Source organism: Streptomyces albireticuli (assembly GCF_002192455.1).
GTDB classification, from domain to species: Bacteria; Actinomycetota; Actinomycetes; order Streptomycetales; family Streptomycetaceae; genus Streptomyces; species Streptomyces albireticuli_B.
Window position 1 is genome coordinate 4,807,501 of sequence record NZ_CP021744.1, and the last position, 21,312, is coordinate 4,828,812.

At 69.9% G+C, this 21,312-nt stretch carries 14 protein-coding genes and 2 rRNA genes; 12 read left to right on the forward strand and 4 right to left on the reverse strand.

Translation table 11 applies throughout. The features are described from left to right. Positions 1–140 precede the first annotated feature (140 nt). Positions 141–3,265: ribosomal RNA gene (locus SMD11_RS20760) — 23S ribosomal RNA — on the forward strand. 75 nt (positions 3,266–3,340) lie between these two features. Further along, positions 3,341–3,457 (forward strand): 5S ribosomal RNA (gene rrf / locus SMD11_RS20765). A gap of 135 nt (positions 3,458–3,592) precedes the next feature. Here rrf and SMD11_RS20770 read toward each other — a convergent pair. Further along, positions 3,593–4,819 (reverse strand): glycerophosphoryl diester phosphodiesterase membrane domain-containing protein, encoded by a 1,227-nt coding sequence (locus SMD11_RS20770; RefSeq protein ID WP_087927878.1) that lies wholly within the window; start codon positions 4,817–4,819, stop codon positions 3,593–3,595. A gap of 193 nt (positions 4,820–5,012) precedes the next feature. Between SMD11_RS20770 and mtnA the strand changes: the two genes are divergently transcribed. The 7 genes from mtnA (at position 5,013) to SMD11_RS20805 (ending at position 13,842) form a co-directional block, all read left to right on the forward strand. Beyond that, positions 5,013–6,164 carry an S-methyl-5-thioribose-1-phosphate isomerase gene (gene mtnA / locus SMD11_RS20775; RefSeq protein ID WP_087927879.1) on the forward strand — a complete coding sequence of 384 codons (1,152 nt, stop codon included), beginning with the start codon at positions 5,013–5,015 and terminating at the stop codon, positions 6,162–6,164. 141 nt (positions 6,165–6,305) lie between these two features. Then, entirely contained in the window at positions 6,306–6,983 is a 678-nt protein-coding gene (gene mtrA / locus SMD11_RS20780; RefSeq protein ID WP_087927880.1) for a two-component system response regulator MtrA, read from the forward strand. 1 nt (position 6,984) lies between these two features. Next, a complete protein-coding gene (gene mtrB, locus SMD11_RS20785) occupies positions 6,985–9,042 on the forward strand; it encodes an MtrAB system histidine kinase MtrB (protein ID WP_087927881.1) in 2,058 nt (685 codons plus the stop codon). After that, entirely contained in the window at positions 9,032–10,849 is a 1,818-nt protein-coding gene (locus SMD11_RS20790) for an LpqB family beta-propeller domain-containing protein (RefSeq protein ID WP_234366101.1), read from the forward strand. The genes mtrB and SMD11_RS20790 overlap by 11 nt, the downstream gene beginning before the upstream one ends. Positions 10,850–11,056: 207 nt before the next feature. Next, a complete protein-coding gene (locus SMD11_RS20795; RefSeq protein ID WP_234366102.1) occupies positions 11,057–11,914 on the forward strand; it encodes a ComF family protein in 858 nt (285 codons plus the stop codon). Positions 11,915–12,182: 268 nt separating this feature from the next. Continuing rightward, on the forward strand, positions 12,183–12,872 hold the full coding sequence (gene hpf / locus SMD11_RS20800) for a ribosome hibernation-promoting factor, HPF/YfiA family (protein WP_418952460.1): 690 nt from the start codon (positions 12,183–12,185) through the stop codon (positions 12,870–12,872). A 229-nt stretch (positions 12,873–13,101) separates the two neighbouring features. Continuing rightward, positions 13,102–13,842, forward strand: coding sequence for a response regulator (locus tag SMD11_RS20805; RefSeq protein WP_087927883.1), 741 nt, complete (start codon positions 13,102–13,104; stop codon positions 13,840–13,842). 67 nt (positions 13,843–13,909) lie between these two features. On the opposite strand, the gene SMD11_RS20810 is transcribed toward SMD11_RS20805, so the two are convergent. Together SMD11_RS20810 and SMD11_RS20815 are read right to left on the reverse strand one after the other, a co-directional pair. Further along, on the reverse strand, positions 13,910–15,121 hold the full coding sequence (locus SMD11_RS20810) for a winged helix-turn-helix domain-containing protein (RefSeq protein WP_087930632.1): 1,212 nt from the start codon (positions 15,119–15,121) through the stop codon (positions 13,910–13,912). A 21-nt stretch (positions 15,122–15,142) separates the two neighbouring features. Continuing rightward, a complete protein-coding gene (locus tag SMD11_RS20815; protein ID WP_087927884.1) occupies positions 15,143–15,769 on the reverse strand; it encodes a GNAT family N-acetyltransferase in 627 nt (208 codons plus the stop codon). Between the two features lie 252 nt (positions 15,770–16,021). Between SMD11_RS20815 and secA the strand changes: the two genes are divergently transcribed. After that, positions 16,022–18,841, forward strand: a complete 2,820-nt coding sequence (gene secA, locus SMD11_RS20820; protein WP_087927885.1) for a preprotein translocase subunit SecA — start codon at positions 16,022–16,024, stop codon at positions 18,839–18,841. 99 nt (positions 18,842–18,940) lie between these two features. Here secA and SMD11_RS20825 read toward each other — a convergent pair whose 3' ends face one another. After that, positions 18,941–19,405, reverse strand: a complete 465-nt coding sequence (locus SMD11_RS20825; RefSeq protein WP_199843920.1) for an Rv3235 family protein — start codon at positions 19,403–19,405, stop codon at positions 18,941–18,943. A gap of 315 nt (positions 19,406–19,720) precedes the next feature. Between SMD11_RS20825 and SMD11_RS20830 the strand changes: the two genes are divergently transcribed. Together SMD11_RS20830 and SMD11_RS20835 are read left to right on the forward strand one after the other, a co-directional pair. Beyond that, positions 19,721–20,224: a DUF6912 family protein gene (locus SMD11_RS20830; protein ID WP_087927886.1), complete on the forward strand. Its 504-nt coding sequence runs from the start codon at positions 19,721–19,723 to the stop codon at positions 20,222–20,224. 94 nt (positions 20,225–20,318) lie between these two features. Beyond that, positions 20,319–20,999: an HAD family hydrolase gene (locus SMD11_RS20835; RefSeq protein ID WP_087927887.1), complete on the forward strand. Its 681-nt coding sequence runs from the start codon at positions 20,319–20,321 to the stop codon at positions 20,997–20,999. Positions 21,000–21,312: the final 313 nt, after the last annotated feature.

A 21,312-nucleotide genomic window follows, 5' to 3' on the forward strand; every position in this document is an offset into this window, starting at 1 on the left:
CGGGCACGCTGTTGGGTGTCTGAGGGTACGGACTTCGGTCTGAACCTTCTAACGCCGGCCCCGGTGAACTCCACTGCAAGGTGGGGGTGATGGGTGGCTGGTCGTTGCTTGAGAACTGCACAGTGGACGCGAGCATCTGTGGCCAAGTTTTTAAGGGCGCACGGTGGATGCCTTGGCACCAGGAACCGATGAAGGACGTGGGAGGCCACGATAGGCCCCGGGGAGCTGTCAACCAAGCTTTGATCCGGGGGTGTCCGAATGGGGAAACCCGGCAGTCGTCATGGGCTGTCACCCGCTGCTGAACACATAGGCAGTGTGGAGGGAACGCGGGGAAGTGAAACATCTCAGTACCCGCAGGAAGAGAAAACAACCGTGATTCCGGGAGTAGTGGCGAGCGAAACCGGATGAGGCCAAACCGTATGTGTGTGATACCCGGCAGGGGTTGCGCATGCGGGGTTGTGGGATCTCTTTTTCACAGTCTGCCGGCTGTGAGACGAGTCAGAAACCGTTGGTGTAGGCGAAGGACATGCGAAAGGTCCGGCGTAGAGGGTAAGACCCCCGTAGCTGAAACATCAACGGCTCGTTTAAGAGACACCCAAGTAGCACGGGGCCCGAGAAATCCCGTGTGAATCTGGCGGGACCACCCGTTAAGCCTAAATATTCCCTGGTGACCGATAGCGGATAGTACCGTGAGGGAATGGTGAAAAGTACCGCGGGAGCGGAGTGAAATAGTACCTGAAACCGTGTGCCTACAAGCCGTGGGAGCGTCGCGCATCGAGCTTGCTCGGTGCGTCGTGACTGCGTGCCTTTTGAAGAATGAGCCTGCGAGTTTGCGGTGTGTTGCGAGGTTAACCCGTGTGGGGAAGCCGTAGCGAAAGCGAGTCCGAATAGGGCGATTGAGTAGCGCGCCCAAGACCCGAAGCGGAGTGATCTAGCCATGGGCAGGTTGAAGCGGAGGTAAGACTTCGTGGAGGACCGAACCCACCAGGGTTGAAAACCTGGGGGATGACCTGTGGTTAGGGGTGAAAGGCCAATCAAACTCCGTGATAGCTGGTTCTCCCCGAAATGCATTTAGGTGCAGCGTCGTGTGTTTCTTGCCGGAGGTAGAGCACTGGATAGGCGATGGGCCCTACCGGGTTACTGACCTTAGCCAAACTCCGAATGCCGGTAAGTGAGAGCGCGGCAGTGAGACTGTGGGGGATAAGCTCCATGGTCGAGAGGGAAACAGCCCAGAGCATCGACTAAGGCCCCTAAGCGTACGCTAAGTGGGAAAGGATGTGGAGTCGCAGAGACAACCAGGAGGTTGGCTTAGAAGCAGCCACCCTTGAAAGAGTGCGTAATAGCTCACTGGTCAAGTGATTCCGCGCCGACAATGTAGCGGGGCTCAAGCGTACCGCCGAAGTCGTGTCATTCCAGCATGAGGGCCAACGCCCGCTGGGATGGGTAGGGGAGCGTCGTGTGCCGGGTGAAGCAGCCGCGGAAGCGAGTTGTGGACGGTTCACGAGTGAGAATGCAGGCATGAGTAGCGATACACACGTGGGAAACGTGTGCGCCGATTGACTAAGGGTTCCTGGGTCAAGCTGATCTGCCCAGGGTAAGTCGGGACCTAAGGCGAGGCCGACAGGCGTAGTCGATGGACAACCGGTTGATATTCCGGTACCCGCTTTGAAACGCCCAATATCGAATCAGGCGATGCTAAGTCCGTGAAGCCGCCCCGATCTCTTCGGAGTTGAGGGGAGTGGTGGAGCCGACGAACCAGACTTGTAGTAGGTAAGCGATGGGGTGACGCAGGAAGGTAGTCCAGCCCGGGCGGTGGTTGTCCCGGGGTAAGGGTGTAGGCCGTGTGGTAGGCAAATCCGTCACACGTTAAGGCTGAGACCTGATGCCGAGCCGATTGTGGTGAAGTGGATGATCCTATGCTGTCGAGAAAAGCCTCTAGCGAGTTTCATGGCGGCCCGTACCCTAAACCGACTCAGGTGGTCAGGTAGAGAATACCGAGGCGTTCGGGTGAACTATGGTTAAGGAACTCGGCAAAATGCCCCCGTAACTTCGGGAGAAGGGGGGCCATGTCCGGTGATGGAATTTACTTCCTGAGCTGGGTGTGGCCGCAGAGACCAGCGAGAAGCGACTGTTTACTAAAAACACAGGTCCGTGCGAAGCCGTAAGGCGATGTATACGGACTGACGCCTGCCCGGTGCTGGAACGTTAAGGGGACCGGTTAGCTTGGATTCGTCCAGGCGAAGCTGAGAACTTAAGCGCCAGTAAACGGCGGTGGTAACTATAACCATCCTAAGGTAGCGAAATTCCTTGTCGGGTAAGTTCCGACCTGCACGAATGGCGTAACGACTTCTCGACTGTCTCAACCATAGGCCCGGTGAAATTGCACTACGAGTAAAGATGCTCGTTTCGCGCAGCAGGACGGAAAGACCCCGGGACCTTTACTATAGCTTGATATTGGTGTTCGGTTCGGCTTGTGTAGGATAGGTGGGAGACTGTGAAGCATGCACGCCAGTGTGTGTGGAGTCGTCGTTGAAATACCACTCTGGTCGTGCTGGATGTCTAACCTGGGTCCGTGATCCGGATCAGGGACAGTGTCTGGTGGGTAGTTTAACTGGGGCGGTTGCCTCCTAAAGAGTAACGGAGGCGCCCAAAGGTTCCCTCAGCCTGGTTGGCAATCAGGTGTTGAGTGTAAGTGCACAAGGGAGCTTGACTGTGAGACCGACGGGTCGAGCAGGGACGAAAGTCGGGACTAGTGATCCGGCGGTGGCTTGTGGAAGCGCCGTCGCTCAACGGATAAAAGGTACCCCGGGGATAACAGGCTGATCTTCCCCAAGAGTCCATATCGACGGGATGGTTTGGCACCTCGATGTCGGCTCGTCGCATCCTGGGGCTGGAGTCGGTCCCAAGGGTTGGGCTGTTCGCCCATTAAAGCGGTACGCGAGCTGGGTTTAGAACGTCGTGAGACAGTTCGGTCCCTATCCGCTGTGCGCGTAGGAGTCTTGAGAAGGGCTGTCCCTAGTACGAGAGGACCGGGACGGACGAACCTCTGGTGTGCCAGTTGTCCTGCCAAGGGCATGGCTGGTTGGCTACGTTCGGAAAGGATAACCGCTGAAAGCATCTAAGCGGGAAGCCTGCTTCGAGATGAGGACTCCCTCCTCCTTTGAGAGGGTAAGGCTCCCAGTAGACGACTGGGTTGATAGGCCAGGTGTGGAAGACCGGTAACGGTTGGAGCTGACTGGTACTAATAGGCCGAGGGCTTGTCCTCAGTTGCTCGCGTCCACTGTGTAGGTTCTGAAGTAACGACCCGTGTCGATATCCGGTTTCGTTAATTTCATAGAGTTTCGGTGGTCATAGCGTTAGGGAAACGCCCGGTTACATTCCGAACCCGGAAGCTAAGCCTTTCAGCGCCGATGGTACTGCATGGGGGACCGTGTGGGAGAGTAGGACGCCGCCGAACAATTTTTAGCCTCAGGCCCCGAGTTTTCACTCGGGGCCTGAGGCATTTTTGCGTTCACAACCTGTCGAGTTTTCGGGGCCGGTTCCCGCTTTCTCCTCCACCGAGGAAGGAAAGCGGGAACCGGCCCCGAGTCTTTTATTCGCCGGCCGCCCGTGCGAGCTCCAGGTCCAGCGACTCACGTCGAATGCGCTGATCCATGTACAGCAGCGCCGTCATGCTCGCCGTAAGGGGGAAGGTGACGGTCGAACCGATGGTCGCGCCGATGCCCGCGACAATGAGCTCCGTCCAGCCGACAGTGCCGGCCGTCGTGTCGCCGCCGAGAACGGCCTCGACGATGGACACCGGAATCTGCGCGATCATCGAGATCGTGAAGGTCAGCACCAGGGCCAGCAGCTGGACGCCGAAGATCCGCCACCACGCGCCGCGCACCAGCTTCGCCGAGCGCCGCATCGCCGCGAGCACACCCTGCTGCTCCAGCATCAGCGCCGGTGCCGCCAGGCAGTAGCGGATCCACAGCCACGTACCCGCCACGGCCGCGGCCAGGCCGCCCAGCGCGGCGAGGGCCACGCCCGAGGACTCCAGGTCCGGCGAACCGGAGTTCGCGAGCAGCAGGCCCGGGCCCGTGCCCACCGCGAAGACCGCCGCGATCAGCAGCGGCAGCATCACCATCAGACCGCACATCCGCGCCAGCCGGGGCCGCGCGTTCCGCCACGCCTCGCCCACCGTCGTCGTACGGCCCAGGACCGCGCGGCTGACGATGACCGTCAGCAGGGCCGTGGCGACGATCGAACCCAGAAGGCTGAGGAACCACGCGGCGCTCGTACCGCCCAGGTTCTCGCCTATGTTCCGCAGCAACGCCTCGGCGTCCTCCGCGTCGGCGGGGTCCAGCGAGGCCACGTCGCGGAACCACAGGCCCGCCACCGCGGTCGCCACGGCCTGGGTGCCGATCGCGAGCGTCAGGGAGATCCCGAAGACCGGGCGCCAGTTGCGGCGGACCGTGTGCAGCGTGCCCTCGATGAGCTCGCCGACGGCCAGCGGACGCAGCGGGATCACCCCGGGCTGCGGGGCCTTCGGCGGCGCCGTCCAGCCGCCGCGCGCCCCCCAGCCGCCACCCTGCCCCGGGTCGCCGGCGCCCTGGCCGCTGCGGGCGCGCTGTCTGGGAGGGCGGCGGGGCGGGGGCGGGCCCGCGGCCGGTGTGGACCACCGGCCCCCGGGCGGCTGCTGCCGGGCCCACTGCGAGGAGCGCGCGGACTCGTCCGTGCCGGGGGTCCCGCCCGCCGGCGCGGGCTCCTCCGGAGCGGCCGGGTCGTGCTCGTCGGAGGGGGAGGTCCCGGGCGAGGTCCGGCCCGGAGTGTCGTTCATGGTCGGTGACTCCTTCTCGCTGGCCCGCTCGCCGGTGCGGCGACCGGGCGGATCGCCAGCCATCGTGTCACGGTGCGGGACGCCGCCGGAGGGGCCCGTACCGCCCCTCCCGGAAGCCCGCGGACGGGCTCGTAAGGGGGAGGAACCCGGAGGCGACCTTCAATAGTGGGAGCGCGGCGGGCAGACTGGACGGATGGCTGATCAGTACGTGGCAACCACGGAATCCGCCGGACTCCCCGCCGTGCCCGCGCTCCGCTGGGAGGAGCCGCCGGAAGGGCCCGTGCTCGTGCTCCTCGATCAGCGGCGGCTTCCCGCGGAGGAGGTCGAGCTGCGGTGCACGGACGTGCCCGCCCTGGTCGACGCCATCCACACCCTCGCCGTGCGCGGCGCGCCCCTGCTGGGCATCGCCGGGGCGTACGGGGTCGCGCTCGCGGCCGCGCGGGGCTTCCAGGTGGACGACGCCGCCGACCTGCTCGCCCACGCCCGCCCGACAGCCGTCAACCTGGCCCACGGGGTGCGGCGCGCCCAGCGGGCGTACCAGGACGCGCTCAAGGCGGGCGCCGACACCGGACGCGCCGCGGCGGCCACCCTCGCCGAGGCCCGTGCCCTGCACCGCGAGGACGCCGAGGACAGCGCCCGCATGGCCGCCCACGGGCTGGCGCTGCTGGAGGAGCTGCTGCCCGGCGGTGGCTACCGGCTGCTGACCCACTGCAACACCGGCGCCCTGGTCTCCGGTGGCGACGGCACGGCGCTGGCGGTGGCCGGCGCTGCGCACGGTGTGGGGCAGCTGAGGCGGCTGTGGGTGGACGAGACGCGTCCGCTGCTTCAGGGCGCCCGGCTGACCGCGTACGAGGCGGCACGGTCGGGCATGGCGTACACGCTGCTCACCGACAACGCGGCGGGCTCGCTCTTCGCGGCCGGCGAGGTCGACGCGGTGCTGATCGGGGCCGACCGGATCGCGGCGGACGGCTCGGTGGCCAACAAGGTGGGCAGCTATCCGCTGGCGGTGCTGGCGCGGTACCACCACGTGCCCTTCATCGTGGTGGCGCCCCGTACAACGGTGGACCTGGGCACGCCCGACGGGGCGGCGATCGAGGTCGAGCAGCGGCCCGGGCACGAGGTGACGGAGTTCGCGGTGCTGCCCGCGGCCGGGGCCCAGCCGGGCGCCGGGGTTCCGGTCGCGCCGCTGGGCACCCAGGCGTACAACCCTGCGTTCGATGTCACACCACCGGAACTGGTGACGGCGATCGTCACCGAGAGCGGGGTGGTGTCCCCGGTCACGCGTACGGGGCTCGCGGAGCTCTGTGCCCTGTCCCGGACGGGACTTGGCGGGATATCCGGCTGATTTCCCGGGCGATTTCCGCAGCCGGCGCGAGGTGCCGAAGGTGTTCCGGGTCAACGGGACACACCGATGTATGCCACTCACAACACGTGAGGTGGGTCACCCGGCTCTATGAGCCGGATGCGAAAATGGGATGATGTCGATATGAAGGGACGCGTCCTTGTCGTCGACGACGACACCGCACTGGCCGAGATGCTCGGCATTGTGCTGCGTGGTGAGGGTTTCGAGCCGTCGTTTGTAGCGGACGGCGACAAGGCACTTGCTGCTTTTCGTGAGGCCAAACCAGATCTTGTGCTGCTCGACCTGATGCTGCCCGGCAGGGACGGCATCGAGGTGTGCCGTCTCATCCGGGCGGAGTCGGGCGTGCCGATCGTCATGCTGACCGCCAAGAGCGACACGGTCGACGTGGTCGTCGGGCTGGAGTCCGGTGCGGACGACTACATCATCAAGCCGTTCAAGCCGAAGGAGCTGGTGGCCCGTATCCGAGCCCGTCTGCGCAGGTCGGAGGAGCCGGCGCCGGAGCAGCTGACCATCGGTGACCTGGTCATCGACGTGGCCGGGCACTCCGTGAAGCGTGAGGGGCAGTCGATCGCGCTGACCCCGCTGGAGTTCGACCTGCTGGTCGCGCTCGCCCGCAAGCCGTGGCAGGTGTTCACCCGCGAGGTGCTCCTGGAGCAGGTGTGGGGCTACCGCCACGCGGCGGACACCCGCCTGGTCAATGTGCATGTGCAGCGGCTGCGCTCGAAGGTCGAGAAGGACCCCGAGCGGCCGGAGATCGTCGTGACCGTGCGCGGTGTGGGCTACAAGGCCGGGCCGAGCTGACATGTCGGGCAACGGTGCCGCTCCGGAGCGGGGCGTGGGGCGGCCCGTCGACACGGCGGGCGGCATATCTCTCCTGCGGCGGCTGTGGCGCGCCGCCAGGCAGCTGCCCGACGGCGCGGCGTCGGGGCCGGTCCATCCGGTCCTGCGGCTGTACGTGCGGTGGGTGCGGCGTCCGCTGCTGCCCGCGATGCGGCTGTGGCGGCGCAACATCCAGCTGCGGGTGGTCGCCACCACGCTGCTGATGTCGCTCGGTGTGGTGCTCCTGCTCGGTGTCGTGGTCATCGGGCAGGTGCGCAACGGCCTGCTCGAGGCCAAGCGGCACGCCTCGCAGAGCCAGGCCGAGGGCGGGTTCAAGGCCGCGCGGGAGGCCGCCGACACCGTGAGCGACGGCCGTGGCGGCCAGGACGGCTCGCAGTCCGGCGGCCGTGACACGGGTGCCTGGCTGACCGGGCTCGTCCAGCAGCTCGCCAGCGGTGGCCAGGGCGTCTACCACGTGGTGGCGCTCAGCTCCGGCAGCGGTGACCTCTCCTCCGTGGGCGCGCGCGGCCCGCGTGCCTCCGGCGATCTCGATCCCGAGCACAGCATCCCCGTCGACCTGCGCAAGCAGCTCGACCTGAAGACCGGGGCCCTGGAGCGCTCCGCGTCGATCAAGCACAGCGCCGCCGACGAGGGCGAGCCCGCCCTGGTCGTGGGCAAGCGGATGTACGGGCCCGACGGCAAGGCCTATCAGCTCTACTACCTCTTCCCGTACACGCAGGAGGAGAAGTCCCTCAAGCTGGTCAAGGGCACGCTGCTGACCGCCGGGGTGTTCGTGGTGGTGCTGCTGGGCGCCATCGCCTGGCTCGTGGTGCGGCAGATCGTCACGCCCGTGAGGATGGCGGCCAGCATCTCCGAGCGGCTCGCGGCGGGCGTGCTCCAGGAACGGATGAAGGTCACCGGCGAGGACGACATCGCCCGTCTGGGTGAGGCCTTCAACAAGATGGCACAGAACCTCCAGGTCAAGATCCAGCAGCTGGAGCAGCTGTCGCGGATGCAGCGCCGCTTCGTCTCGGACGTCTCGCACGAGCTGCGGACCCCGCTGACGACCGTACGGATGGCCGCCGAGGTCATCCACGAGGCGCGGGAGGACTTCGATCCCGTGACCGCGCGCTCCGCCGAGCTGCTCTACGGGCAGGTGGACCGCTTCGAGTCGCTGCTGGCGGACCTGCTGGAGATCAGCCGGTTCGACGCGGGCGCGGCGGCGCTGGAGGCCGAGCCGGTCGACCTGCGCGACGTGGTGCACCGGGTCGTGGACGGCGCGCTGCCGCTCGCCGAGCGCAAGGGCACCAAGCTGCTGGTGCGCGGTGGCGAGCAGCCCGTCGTGGCGGAGGCGGACGCCCGCCGTGTGGAGCGGGTGCTGCGCAATCTCGTGGTCAACGCCGTGGAGCACGGCGAGGGCCGGGACGTGGTCGTACGGCTGGCGACCGCCGGCGGCGCGGTCGCGGTCGCGGTGCGTGACTACGGCGTCGGGCTGAAGCCCGGCGAGGCGACGCGTGTGTTCAACCGCTTCTGGCGGGCCGACCCGGCGCGCGCCCGGACCACCGGGGGCACCGGCCTCGGCCTCTCGATCGCGGTCGAGGACGCCCGGCTGCACGGCGGCTGGCTCCAGGCGTGGGGCGAGCCCGGCGGCGGTTCGCAGTTCCGGCTGACGCTGCCGCGCACGGCCGGCGACACGCTGCGCGGCTCGCCGATCCCGCTGGAGCCGGACGACTCGCGGCGCAACCGCGGGATGAACGAGGCCGGTGTGCCGCTCGCCGTGTCGGGCCGGGGCGGTGCCGCCGCGGTGCCGGCCGCGCCGGCGGGCCCTTCGCCCGTACCGGCGCAGACGCGGGCCACGCCGACCGTGGACCCCACGGCGCTGCCGGGCAGCGGGGCGCGGGTCGTGCCGCGGCCGGGTGGCACGCCGTTCGACAGGACGGACCGGCCGGAGAAGGCCTCCGGAGCCGCCGGGAGCGAGGCCCGGGAGCAGGGGCGGGCCGATGCCCGGACCGGACGTGAGGGGCAGGCGCGTGGGCGCTGAACGCAGACCGCGCCGAGGCGCGGCGGGGCTCGGCGCGCTCGCGCTCAGCGGTGTGCTGCTGGCCGGGTGCGCCTCGATGCCGGACAGTGGCGAGGTGACCCCGGTCGACTCCTCGCAGCGCGCCGACGCGGACTCGCAGGTGCGGGTCTACGGGGTCGCGCCGCACAAGAACGAGCAGCCGCAGGAGCTGGTGACCGGCTTCCTGGAGGCCACGACCAGCGACGACCCGGACTACGAGACGGCCCGGATGTACCTGGCCAAGGGCGCGAAGCGGCAGTGGAACCCGGCGCTGGGGACCGTCGTGCTCGCCGAGGCGCCGCAGGTGCACGTGGAGCGCAGCGGTGACCGCGAGGAGGACTACACGGTCACGCTTGTCGGCAAGCAGGTCGCCAGGATCGACGCGCGGCACGCCTACAAGCCGGAGGAGGCCGCGTTCCAGAAGCAGATCCATCTGGTCCGGGAGGACGGTGAGTGGCGCATCGACGCGCCGCCGCCCGGGCTGGTGCTGGGTGCCGCCGATTTCCAGCGTATTTACCGGTCGGTCAACAAGTACTACTTCGCGGAGCTGGGCGCGGCCGGCAAGGGCAAGGGCCGGGACATGCTCGTCGCCGACCCCGTCTATCTGCGCAAGCGGATAGACCCCGTGACGTCCACGGTGAAGGCGCTGCTGGACGGCCCCACGAGCTGGCTCGACCCGGTGGCCACGACGGCCTTCCCGACGGGGACGCGCGTCGTCGACCAGCGGCTCTCCCTCGACGACTCCAACGCCCTGAAGGTCCGCATCGACGGCTGGGCGGCGGGGACCAACGAGGAGCAGTGCCGGCGGATGGCCGCCCAGCTCCTGTACACCGTTCAGGACCAGTCGGCCAAGGTCAGCCAGGTCTCGCTGCTGCGCGGTGACGGCTCGCAGCTGTGCGTGCTGGGCCGGGACCAGGCGCGCTCGTACGCGCCCGTGCAGAGCGAGAGCCGCCCCGACCAGCAGTATTTCGTCGACGCGCAGCACCGGATGGTGAGCCTGGTCGACGGCGACGAGGAGCCGCGCCGGGTGCCGGGGCCGTTCGGCGCCGACAACGGCGCGCAGCTGAGAGCCGTGGCCGTGGACCGGAAGCAGCAGCGCGCGGCGGGTGTGACGGCCAACGGCCAGGGGCTGTACGTGACCGGGCTGGAGCCCGGGGCGCAGCTGGGCGAGGCCCGGGTGACCGCCCGGGGCGGCGCGAAGACGGGGCTGACCACGCCCAGTTGGGACGGCCTCGGGGATCTGTGGGTCGCGGACCAGGACCCCGAGCGGCCGCGGCTGCTGAGGCTGGCGGGTGGTACGGGCGCGCCGGAGGAGGTCCAGGTGCCCCGGCTCGACGGCGGGCGGATCACCGGGCTGCGGGTGGCCGCCGACGGGGTGCGGATCGCCCTGCTGGTGACCAAGGACGACCGCACGACGCTGAAGCTGGGCCGGGTCGAGCGGCGCGGCGGCGCCGGCCGGGCGACCCTCTCGGTGCAGGAACTGCGCTCCGTCGCGCCCCGGTTGGAGCAGGTGGACGCGGTGTCCTGGGCGGGTGGCAGCCGGCTGCTGGTGGCGGGCCGGGAACAGGGCGGGCTCCAGCAGCTCCAGTACGTCGAGACCGACGGCTCGCTGTCGAACGCGTCCGGGCTGCCGGGCATCACCGGGGTGCGGGGCGTGGCCGCCTCGGAGACGGCGTCCAAGTCGTCGGCGCTGGTGGCGGAGGGGGACGGCGGGATCGTGCGGCTGATGCCGGACACGAACTGGAAGCTGGTCGCCAAGGAGGGGTCCGCGCCGGTCTATCCGGGGTGACGGCTTCTCGGCGGGGCGGGTGTTCCCGGGGGCCCCGCCCCTTTTCCGGATGTCCTCTTTTCCGGATGTCCTCGGAGGCGGCACCGGCTGTTTACGGGCTGTATGCGGTGCGTCTGAGACCTCTGAGATCTCTGTTGCCGGTGGTGCGCGCGCCGGGAGTTTTCCACAGGGGTGGCGGGGGACGTCGCCCGGCGCGACAGTAGGTCTATGCGCGGGTGGTGGCAGGAGATCGCCGGACTGGTGCTACCGGTCGACTGCGCGGGGTGCGGCCGGTGGCGGTCCCCGCTGTGCGAGGTGTGCCGCGAGGCCCTCGACGGGCGCGCGGCGCGGCCCGTACGGCCGGAACCGGAGCCCGCCGGCCTGCCACCCGTGCACGCGGCGGCGGTGTACGGCGGCAGGGTGCGAGCGGTGCTGCTCGCGCACAAGGAAAGGGGCGCGCTGGGGCTCGTGGGGCCGCTGGGGTCCGCACTCGCGGGGGCGGTGCGGTCGGCGACCCGGGCCCTTCGCGTGGAGACGGCGGCGCCGGGCGGCGTGCGCGCGGAGTGTGTGCCTCTCCGCGGCGCCCGTCCGCGCGCCGCGATCGCGGGCGCCGGGCCGCTGCTGCTCGTGCCCGTGCCCTCGGCCCGGCGGGCCGTCGTGGCGCGGGGGCACGACCCGGCGCGGCGGATCGCGCTGGCCGCCGCGCGGGCACTGCGGCGCTCGGGCGCGGACGCCCGGGTCGCGCCGCTGTTGCGGCAGCGCAGGGCCGTCGCCGACCAGTCGCGGCTCGACGCCCGGCAGCGCCGGGCCAATGTGGCCGGGGCCCTGGAGGTGGTCCCGGGCGGGGAGCGGTGGTTGACGGCGCAAGGACCGGTGGTGCCGGTGGACGATCTGATGACGACCGGCGCCTCGCTGGCCGAGGCATCCCGCGCGCTCTCCTGGGCAGGCGGGAGGGTGCTGGGCGCGGCCGTGGTGGCCGCTCCCGCGCGGGCCTTCGGCGGGGAGCCCCCGGGCGCGAAGCGGAACGGCATGGAACGGAGAGGCAACGGCGCTCGTTACTCAGGTAAAGCGCAGGAAAACACCTGAATGGAGGTACGTCCCGGTAGGGGCTACCGACAGGAGTCCGGGCGAGATATGTTCGGTTGTGAGGAATGGCAAGGGCTATGCCTCATATCTCCGAATGGCGCGTTTCGTGCGCTTTCGCGGAAGCTTGAAGTCGACGGGATGTAGATCTTGTCGATGGGGGAGGAGGAGGTGAAACCGCCAAGTCGGTGGCTCCGGGTATCCCCGGAGCTTGATGCAAGAGGGATGCGCTCCGCACCTTCGGCGGGGCGATCCGGGAACGGAGTTCTGCGTGGACATCGTCGTCAAAGGCCGCAAGACCGAGGTGCCCGAGCGCTTTCGCAAGCACGTGGCCGAGAAGCTGAAGCTGGACAAGATCCAGAAGCTCGACGGCAAGGTGATCAGCCTCGACGTCGAGGTGTCCAAGGAGCCCAACCCCAGGCAGGCCGACCGCTCCGACCGGGTCGAGATCACCGTGCGGTCCCGAGGACCCGTGATCCGGGCGGAAGCCGCGGCCGCCGATCCGTACGCCGCGCTGGACCTGGCGCACAGCAAGCTGGAAGCGCGGCTGCGCAAGCAGAACGACAAGCGTCACGCCCGCAGGGGCAACGGACGCATTCCCGCGAGTGACGTCGCGTCGACCGTGATCGGTGCCGCGGAGCTCACCGACACCGGTGAACTCGCCACGGAGCACGCGGTGGACGGCGTTCCGGTGACCCACATGGGGCCGCTGGAGGTGCGGGGCGAAGGCCCCCTGGTGGTCCGCGAGAAGACCCACACCGCCGCCCCGATCACTCTCGACCAGGCGCTCTACGAGATGGAGTTGGTCGGTCACGACTTCTATCTGTTCGTCGACTCCGAGAGCAAGATGCCCAGCGTCGTCTACCGCCGGCACGCCTACGACTACGGCGTCATCCGGCTGAACGCCGACCCGCTCTTCGAGGCGGAACCCGGCGGTGCCGGCGGAGCGCTCGGCGGCTGACCCGGCAGGCCCGGCAGCGGGCCCGCCCCTCCGTGAACGGTGCCCTCGGAGCGCCCCGGCGCTCCCGGGGGCACCCTCGTGCGACGTGGTAGCACCGCTCGGGCGTCCGCCGTGAAATCATGGCCGTGCGGCCAACCACCGGTCCGCCGAAACCGGTTGGGGCGGACGTAACACTGTGCAACCACCGCGAGGGGCTCCAGACCTTCAGGGGTCTCCAGGGGGAGGAACAATGGCGGACAGGTTCGGGCCCGTGCTCGTGCCCGGCGAGGACGACGAGGGCCCCTGTGAGGACAGGGGCGGCGCACGCGAGGAGCCCATCCGGGTCCTGGTCGTGGACGACCACGCGCTCTTCCGCCGGGGACTGGAGATCGTCCTCGCCCAGGAGGAGGACATCCAGGTCGTGGGCGAGGCCGGGGACGGCGCGGAGGCCGTGGACAAGGCCGCCGACCTGCTGCCCGACATCGTCCTGATGGACGTCAGGATGCCCCGGCGGGGCGGCATCGAGGCCTGCACCTCCATCAAGGAGGTGGCCCCCAGTGCGAAGATCATCATGCTGACGATCAGCGACGAGGAGGCCGACCTCTACGACGCCATCAAGGCCGGGGCGACGGGCTACCTCCTCAAGGAGATCTCCACCGACGAGGTCGCGACCGCGATCCGGGCGGTCGCCGACGGCCAGTCGCAGATCAGCCCCTCGATGGCGTCCAAGCTGCTGACCGAGTTCAAGTCGATGATCCAGCGCACCGACGAGCGCCGGCTGGTGCCCGCGCCCAGGCTCACCGACCGTGAGCTGGAGGTCCTCAAGCTCGTCGCCACCGGTATGAACAACCGCGACATCGCCAAGGAGTTGTTCATCTCCGAGAACACCGTCAAGAACCACGTCCGCAACATCCTGGAGAAGCTCCAGCTGCACTCCAGGATGGAAGCGGTGGTCTACGCGATGCGGGAGAAGATCCTGGAGATCCGCTGACGGGCACAACCCCCGCCGGCAGGACCGCGGCAGGCCGGCGGATCCTCTTCGGCCGGCCGCCGGACCGTCAGTCCAGGGCGGCGATCAGCTCGGCGGCCAGCCGCGCGTCGTCGCAGCGCTCGATCCGGACGGAGTCGCAGCCCACCCACTCGGCCGCCTCCCGCAGCGCCTGGGCCATCGGCGCCACGGCCTTGGCGCCGTCCAGCGAGACCTGGCGGGCCACGAGCGTCCGCCCCTCACGGCCGGGGTCCACCCGGCCGGCCAGCCGCCCGCCCGTGAGCAGCGGCATCGCGAAATAGCCGTGCACCCGCTTCGCCTTCGGTGTGTACGCCTCCAGGCGGTGGGTGAAACCGAAGATCCGCTCCGTGCGCGGCCGGTCCCAGATCAGCGAGTCGAACGGCGACAGCAGCGTCGTGCGGTGCCGGCCCCGGGCCGGGGCGGCCAGCGCCGCCGGGTCCGCCCAGGCGGGCCGGGACCAGCCCTCGACCTCCACCGGCACCAGACCGGTGCCCTCGATCACCGCGTCCACCTGCTCGGCCTTGAGCCGGTGGTAGTCCGCGAGGTCCGCCCGGGTGGCGACCCCCATCGCCGCGCCCGCCTGCGCGACCAGCCTCCGGACGCACTCCGTGTCGTCGATGTCGTCGTGGAACAGGGCGTCCGGCACGGCGCGCTCCGCCAGGTCGTACACCCGCTTCCAGCCGCGCCGCTCGGTGCAGACGACCTCGCCGGTGTCGAGCAGCCACTCCACCGCGATCTTCGTCTCGGACCAGTCGTACCATTCGCCGCCGTTCTTGGCGCCGCCCAACTCGGTGGCCGTCAGCGGGCCCTCCGCCTTCAGCCGGTCGCGGACGGCCGCGCAGGAGCGCTCGGCGTCCTCCATCACATGCCAGCGGTGGCCCCGGGCCTGGAAGGCCCGCCGCCGGAAGGCGAAGTGCGGCCACTCCTCGATCGGCAGGACGCACGCGGCGTGCGACCAGTACTCGAAGCCGTGGGGGTGGGGGGTGGGCGCGCCGGCCGGGCGCGGCGTCCAGTACGCGGCCTCGACCTCGGCGCGGCCGACGGCGCCCAGCCGGGCGTACGGCACCAGCTCGTGCGAGCGGGCGAGCACCGAGATGGTGTCCAGCTGGACCGCGCCCAGCCGCCGCAGCACCCCGCGCGCCCCGCCCCGCCGGTCCGGGGCGCCGAGCAGGCCCTGGGCCCGCAGCGCCAGGCGCCGCGCCTCGTCCGCGGAGAGCCGGGCCTCGGGCGCACGGCCCTTCGCCTGAGCGGTAGTTGTCATACGGGAGACCATGCGCTCACCTTAGGGGTGACCACTGACAGCGCCTCGCGCGGACCGGTCCCGCCCGGAGAACGGCAGGTAGGGGGTCTCCTGCGGCAGTCCGAGGTCCGAGGGGAGCAGTGCGCCGGCCCAGGCGTCGCGGCGGGTGCCCCCGCGGACGATCACCGCGCGCAGGGTGCCCTCCATCGTGAAGCCCAGCTTCCGGGCGACGGCGCGGGAGCCCTCGTTCCCCGCCTCCGCGACCCACAGCAGCCGCTCCACGCCGAGGTCGCCGAAGGCCCAGCGGGCCACCGCCCGGCCCGCCTCCACGGTGTAACCGCGGCCGCGGGCCTCCTTCGCCGTCCAGAAGCCGAGCTCGGCCTGGCGGTCGGGCGCGCGCAGCAGCGCGAGGCGCACCAGGCCGATCGACCCGACGAGGCGGCCGTCGTCCCGGGTGAAGACGCCGAAGCCGTACGAGGAATCGTCGCGCCAGCCGTTCGGGCAGATCTCCTCGATGTACTGCCGGGCGTCCTCGGGGGTGTAGGGGGAGGGCACCTCGGTCCAGCGCGGGATCTCGGGGTCCTGGCACGCCGCGTGCACCGCCTGCGCGTCCGTCGGCACGAACGGGCGCAGCACCAGACGCCCCGTGGTGAGGGTTATGGGCTCCATGGACGGAGTGTAGGGAGGACTTTGCCGGGTAGCTTCTGAATTTCCCCCGCCCGGCACCTTGGGGCGGCGTCGTTCGTTCCCCTTGCGGGTGACAGCGGGCCCAGGCCCCGACGGACCTCCCGGCGCGGCGGGGTCCTCGCTTACGATGGCCGTTGCGGCGGGGACTGTCCCGTCGTGCCCGCGCACCCTTCCCCTGCCTCGCGGCCGGGGGTGAGCCCAGTGCCAGGCCCGACCGGCAAGGAGTCAGCCTACGTGTCCGTCTTCGGCAAGATCATGCGTGCAGGAGAAGGCAAGATCCTGCGCAAGCTGCACCGCATCGCGGACCAGGTCAATTCCATCGAGGAAGACTTCCTCACGCTCTCCGATGCCGAGCTGCGGGCCCTGACCGACGAGTACAAGCAGCGTTACGCCGACGGCGAGAGCCTGGACGATCTGCTGCCCGAGGCGTTCGCGACCGTCCGTGAGGCGGCCAAGCGCGTCCTCGGCCAGCGCCACTACGACGTCCAGCTGATGGGTGGCGCCGCCCTGCACCTCGGTTACGTCGCGGAGATGAAGACCGGTGAGGGCAAGACCCTCGTCGGTACCCTCCCCGCGTATCTGAACGCCCTGTCGGGCAAGGGCGTGCACCTGATCACGGTCAATGACTACCTGGCGGAGCGCGACTCCGAGCTGATGGGCCGGGTGCACAAGTTCCTCGGCCTGTCGGTCGGCTGCATCCTCGCCAACATGACGCCGGCGCAGCGCCGTGACATGTACAACCGCGACATCACGTACGGCACCAACAACGAGTTCGGCTTCGACTACCTCCGCGACAACATGGCGTGGTCGCAGGACGAGCTCGTGCAGCGCGGCCACAACTTCGCCGTGGTCGACGAGGTCGACTCCATCCTGGTCGACGAGGCCCGTACGCCGCTGATCATCTCCGGCCCGGCCGACCAGGCCACCAAGTGGTACGGCGACTTCGCCAAGCTGGTCACCCGCCTCACCAAGGGCGAGCCCGCGAACCCCCAGAAGGGTGTCGAGGAGACCGGCGACTACGAGGTCGACGAGAAGAAGCGCACCGTCGCCATCCACGAGGCCGGTGTCGGCAAGGTCGAGGACTGGCTGGGCATCGACAACCTCTACGAGTCGGTCAACACCCCTCTCGTCGGCTACCTGAACAACGCCATCAAGGCGAAGGAGCTGTTCAAGAAGGACAAGGACTACGTCGTCATGGACGGCGAAGTCATGATCGTCGACGAGCACACCGGCCGTATCCTCGCCGGCCGCCGCTACAACGAGGGCATGCACCAGGCGATCGAGGCGAAGGAAGGGGTGGACATCAAGGACGAGAACCAGACCCTCGCCACGATCACCCTCCAGAACTTCTTCCGCCTCTACAGCAAGCTCTCCGGCATGACCGGTACGGCGATGACCGAGGCCGCCGAGTTCCACCAGATCTACAAGCTCGGCGTGGTGCCCATCCCGACCAACCGCCCGATGGTCCGTAAGGACCAGTCCGACCTCATCTACCGCACCGAGGTCGCCAAGTTCGACGCGGTCGTCGACGACATCGCGGAGAAGCACGACAAGGGCCAGCCGATCCTCGTCGGCACCACCTCGGTCGAGAAGTCCGAGTACCTCTCGCAGCAGCTCGCCAAGCGCGGCATCCAGCACGAGGTGCTCAACGCCAAGCAGCACGACCGGGAGGCGTCGATCGTCGCCCAGGCCGGCCGTAAGGGCGCCGTCACCGTCGCCACCAACATGGCCGGCCGCGGTACGGACATCAAGCTCGGCGGCAACCCCGACGACCTGGCCGAGGCCGAGCTGCGCCAGATGGGCCTGGACCCGGTGGAGCACGTCGAGGAGTGGGCGGCCGCGCTGCCCGCCGCCCTGGAGCGGGCCGAGGCCGCGGTCAAGGCGGAGTTCGAGGAGGTCAAGTCGCTCGGCGGCCTCTACGTCCTCGGCACCGAGCGCCACGAGTCCCGCCGCATCGACAACCAGCTGCGCGGCCGCTCCGGCCGTCAGGGCGACCCGGGCGAGTCCCGGTTCTACCTCTCGCTGGGCGACGACCTGATGCGCCTGTTCAAGGCCCAGATGGTCGAGCGCGTCATGGCCATGGCCAATGTCCCGGACGACGTGCCGATCGAGAACAAGATGGTCACCCGCGCCATCGCCTCCGCCCAGTCCCAGGTCGAGCAGCAGAACTTCGAGACGCGTAAGAACGTCCTGAAGTACGACGAGGTGCTCAACCGCCAGCGCGAGGTCATCTACGGCGAGCGCCGCCGCGTCCTGGAGGGCGAGAACCTGCACGAGCAGGTCAAGCACTTCATGGACGACACCATCGACGACTACATCCGCCAGGAGACCGTCGAGGGCTTCGCCGAGGAGTGGGACCTGGACCGGCTGTGGAGCGCCTTCAAGCAGCTCTACCCGGTGAAGGTCACCGTCGAGGAGCTGGAGGAGGCGGCGGGCGACCGCGCGGGCATCACCGCGGAGTTCATCGCCGAGTCCATCAAGGACGACATCCACGAGCAGTACGCGGCCCGCGAGCAGCAGCTGGGCTCCGACATCATGCGCGAGCTGGAGCGCCGCGTCGTGCTGTCGGTCCTGGACCGCAAGTGGCGTGAGCACCTCTACGAGATGGACTACCTCCAGGAGGGCATCGGCCTGCGCGCCATGGCCCAGAAGGACCCCCTGGTGGAGTACCAGCGCGAGGGCTACGACATGTTCACCGCCATGATGGAGGGCATCAAGGAGGAGTCCGTCGGCTATCTGTTCAACCTGGAGGTCCAGGTCGACCAGCAGCTGGAGGAGGTCCCGGTCCAGGACGCCGGTCCGTCGCTGGAGAAGGGCGTCCAGGACGCCGTGCCCGCCGGTGCCCGCCCGGAGATCCGCGCCAAGGGCCTGGACGCCCCGCAGCGGCCCGACCGGCTGCACTTCTCGGCCCCCACGGTGGACGGCGAGGGCGGTGTCGTCGAGGGCGACTTCGCCAGCGAGGACGGCCCGACCCGCTCCCCGGCGGACGGTCTGACCCGCGCCGAGCGCCGTAAGGCCCAGAAGAACAGCGGTGGCCGCCGCCGCAAGAAGTAGTCACCTTCGCCGGGGCGGGGGCGGGACACCTTCGGGTGTGCCGCCCCCGCCCCGCGCGTTTCCGGGGCGCCCTCGTCCCGCGTGTGGGCGTCCGCGGGCTCAGGCGCGGGCGCCCGCCAGCTCGACGGCCGAGCACCGCCACTTGAGGTCCCCGCCGCGCTCCAGGCGGAAGGCGAGGGCGTGCAGCCGGTCCCCGGAGGCGATCCGGGCGAAGGCCTCGATCACCCCGGGCCGGGGCCGGAACTCGTCGCAGCGCCGGACGGCCGGCGTACGGCCCGGCGGCGCGGGCCGCAGCGGGGCCTGCGGCGCGAGCGCGGCGAGCTGGTCGTAGGCGGCGCCGAGGGTGTGGCCGAGCATCCAGTGCACGGGCCGCTGGCCGCTGAGGGTGAGCAGGAGGCGCTCGGCGAACCAGTAGCGCGGCAGCCGCTCGCGCTCGCGGCGGCGGGCCGCGGCGTCCGGGTGCGGGCGCCTGCTGTCGGGCCGCCTGCCGTCGGTGCGCCGTGGCGGCGCGGTCCGGCCGCCGCCCGGTGCGGCGGGCCTGGTGGAACCGGTGGACCTGTACATGCGGATCGCCCCCGTGGTGCCGGGCCCGGCTGCTGATACCGGGCGGTAACTTCCGTCGGTGATCTTCTATCGGCGCCACCGGGGAGCGGCAAGATCGGGAGGGTGGCGGCGGGGGATCCGCGGCCCTTCACCTATCAGGGGGACACGGGTCCGGCGCGTGGCCCGCGACCTGCGGCGGAGCGCGGTCCGGCGGGCTCGTGGGACGCGCCCGGACAGGGGCTCCCGGCACTTCGATGGGGGACTCGCGCCCGTATGCTGGCAGCACGGTTCACGTCCTCGGCGCACGCCCCCAGGACCCTCAGGAAAGCGGCTGTCATGCGCGTCTACGTCCCCCTGACCCTCCCCGGTCTCGCCGAGGCGCACAAGACCGGACAGCTGGGCCCGGCCCCGCTGGACGCCTACGCCGTCACCCCCGCCCTGCGCGAGTGGTATCTGTCCGACGACGTCGAGGAGCTGGAGTACGCGGCCCTCGGCCGCGCCGCCGCGGCCTCCCTGCGCCTCCTCGCCGCCGACCCGGCCGCCGCCCGCCGCCGGGTGGTCGTCGCGATCGACGTCCCCGACGGCGCCGCCGTGGCCGACCCGGACCGCGGCCTGGACCAGGCCGCGATCGGCGAGGTCCGGCTGGCCGCCGCGGTGCCGCTGGCCAAGGCAGCGGCCGTGCACGTCGACTCCGGCGACGCGGAGGCGGACGTCGCCGCCGCGGCGGCCGCCCTCGGCGCCGCGGACCAGGGCGACGACGACGCGCAGTTCACCGTGGACGGCGCCGAGGACCACGAGCTGATGTGGTTCGGCATCCAGGAGATCCCGAACCTGGTCTGACGGCACGACCGTCCGGCGGCGGCCCGGGACGGGACAGGGCGGCACAGGACGGCCCGGGACGGCGCTGTCGGACCCGGTCGGTACGGTCTTGGTCATGGGGAAGCACGTGGCACACATCGTCTGGGACTGGAACGGCACGCTCTTTCACGACATCGACGCGGTGATGGCGGCGACCAACGCCGCCTTCGCCGAGATCGGCCTGGAGCCGATCACCCTGGAGCGGTACCGCGAGCTGTACTGCGTCCCGATCCCGAAGTTCTACGAGCGGCTGCTCGGCCGGCTGCCCACCGAGGCCGAGTGGGACCACATGGACGGGGTCTTCCACCGGCACTACCTGGACCACCGCCTCGGCTGCGGCCTCGCGGACGGCGCCAAGGAACTCCTGGAGAGCTGGCAGACCTCCGGCGGCACCCAGTCGATCATGTCCATGTACGGCCATGAGGACCTCGTGCCGCTGGTGCGGGGCTTCGGCATCGAGCGCCGGTTCACCCGTGTCGACGGCCGCACCGGACCCTCCGGCGGCAGCAAGGCCGAGCACATGGCCCGCCATCTCGCCGGGCTCGACGGCATACCCGCCGACCGCACCGTCGTCATCGGCGACGCCCTCGACGACGCGGTCGCGGCCGCCCACGTGGGCGCCCACGCCGTGCTGTACACCGGCGGATCGCACAGCCGGGCCGGCCTCACGGCCGCCGGGGTGCCCGTCGTGGACAGCCTCGCCGAGGCGGTCGCGGAGGCCGCGCGGCTGGCCGGCCGGAGACGGTCCGCGAGCTGAGCGGGCAGCCGGGACGAAGGCCTGTAACCGAGGGAAAGCGCAGGTGCGGACGGTTGTGCGGAAGAAAGTACGGGCGGCCCGGCCGCGTCGCTGTCCAGACCGTCAAAGTTCCGGCCCGGGTTTTGTACACAAACAGCTCATGACGGCTCCCCGGGGAAGAGCGATAGCCTTACCAGGTGATCAGCGCGATATCCAGCGGGAGCGACGGCGCTCCTGCCCTGCGCCCGGAGTGCCACCGCCCCCGGGCCACCGCTGATTCCCCGAGCCCGGCACGTCTGACGAAGTTCGTCGAGAACGGCCCGGCCACCTCTCA

Excerpts from the sequence above, each read along its gene's own strand:
- SMD11_RS20770 (WP_087927878.1), bottom strand. The coding sequence starts at position 4,819 with ATGAACGACACTCCGGGCCGGACCTCGCCCGGGACCTCCCCCTCCGAC.
- mtnA (WP_087927879.1), top strand. The coding sequence starts at position 5,013 with ATGGCTGATCAGTACGTGGCAACCACGGAATCCGCCGGACTCCCCGCC.
- mtrA (WP_087927880.1), top strand. The coding sequence starts at position 6,306 with ATGAAGGGACGCGTCCTTGTCGTCGACGACGACACCGCACTGGCCGAG.
- mtrB (WP_087927881.1), top strand. The coding sequence starts at position 6,985 with ATGTCGGGCAACGGTGCCGCTCCGGAGCGGGGCGTGGGGCGGCCCGTC.
- SMD11_RS20795 (WP_234366102.1), top strand. The coding sequence starts at position 11,057 with ATGCGCGGGTGGTGGCAGGAGATCGCCGGACTGGTGCTACCGGTCGAC.
- SMD11_RS20805 (WP_087927883.1), top strand. The coding sequence starts at position 13,102 with ATGGCGGACAGGTTCGGGCCCGTGCTCGTGCCCGGCGAGGACGACGAG.
- SMD11_RS20810 (WP_087930632.1), bottom strand. The coding sequence starts at position 15,121 with ATGACAACTACCGCTCAGGCGAAGGGCCGTGCGCCCGAGGCCCGGCTC.
- SMD11_RS20815 (WP_087927884.1), bottom strand. The coding sequence starts at position 15,769 with ATGGAGCCCATAACCCTCACCACGGGGCGTCTGGTGCTGCGCCCGTTC.
- SMD11_RS20825 (WP_199843920.1), bottom strand. The coding sequence starts at position 19,405 with ATGTACAGGTCCACCGGTTCCACCAGGCCCGCCGCACCGGGCGGCGGC.
- SMD11_RS20830 (WP_087927886.1), top strand. The coding sequence starts at position 19,721 with ATGCGCGTCTACGTCCCCCTGACCCTCCCCGGTCTCGCCGAGGCGCAC.
- SMD11_RS20835 (WP_087927887.1), top strand. The coding sequence starts at position 20,319 with ATGGGGAAGCACGTGGCACACATCGTCTGGGACTGGAACGGCACGCTC.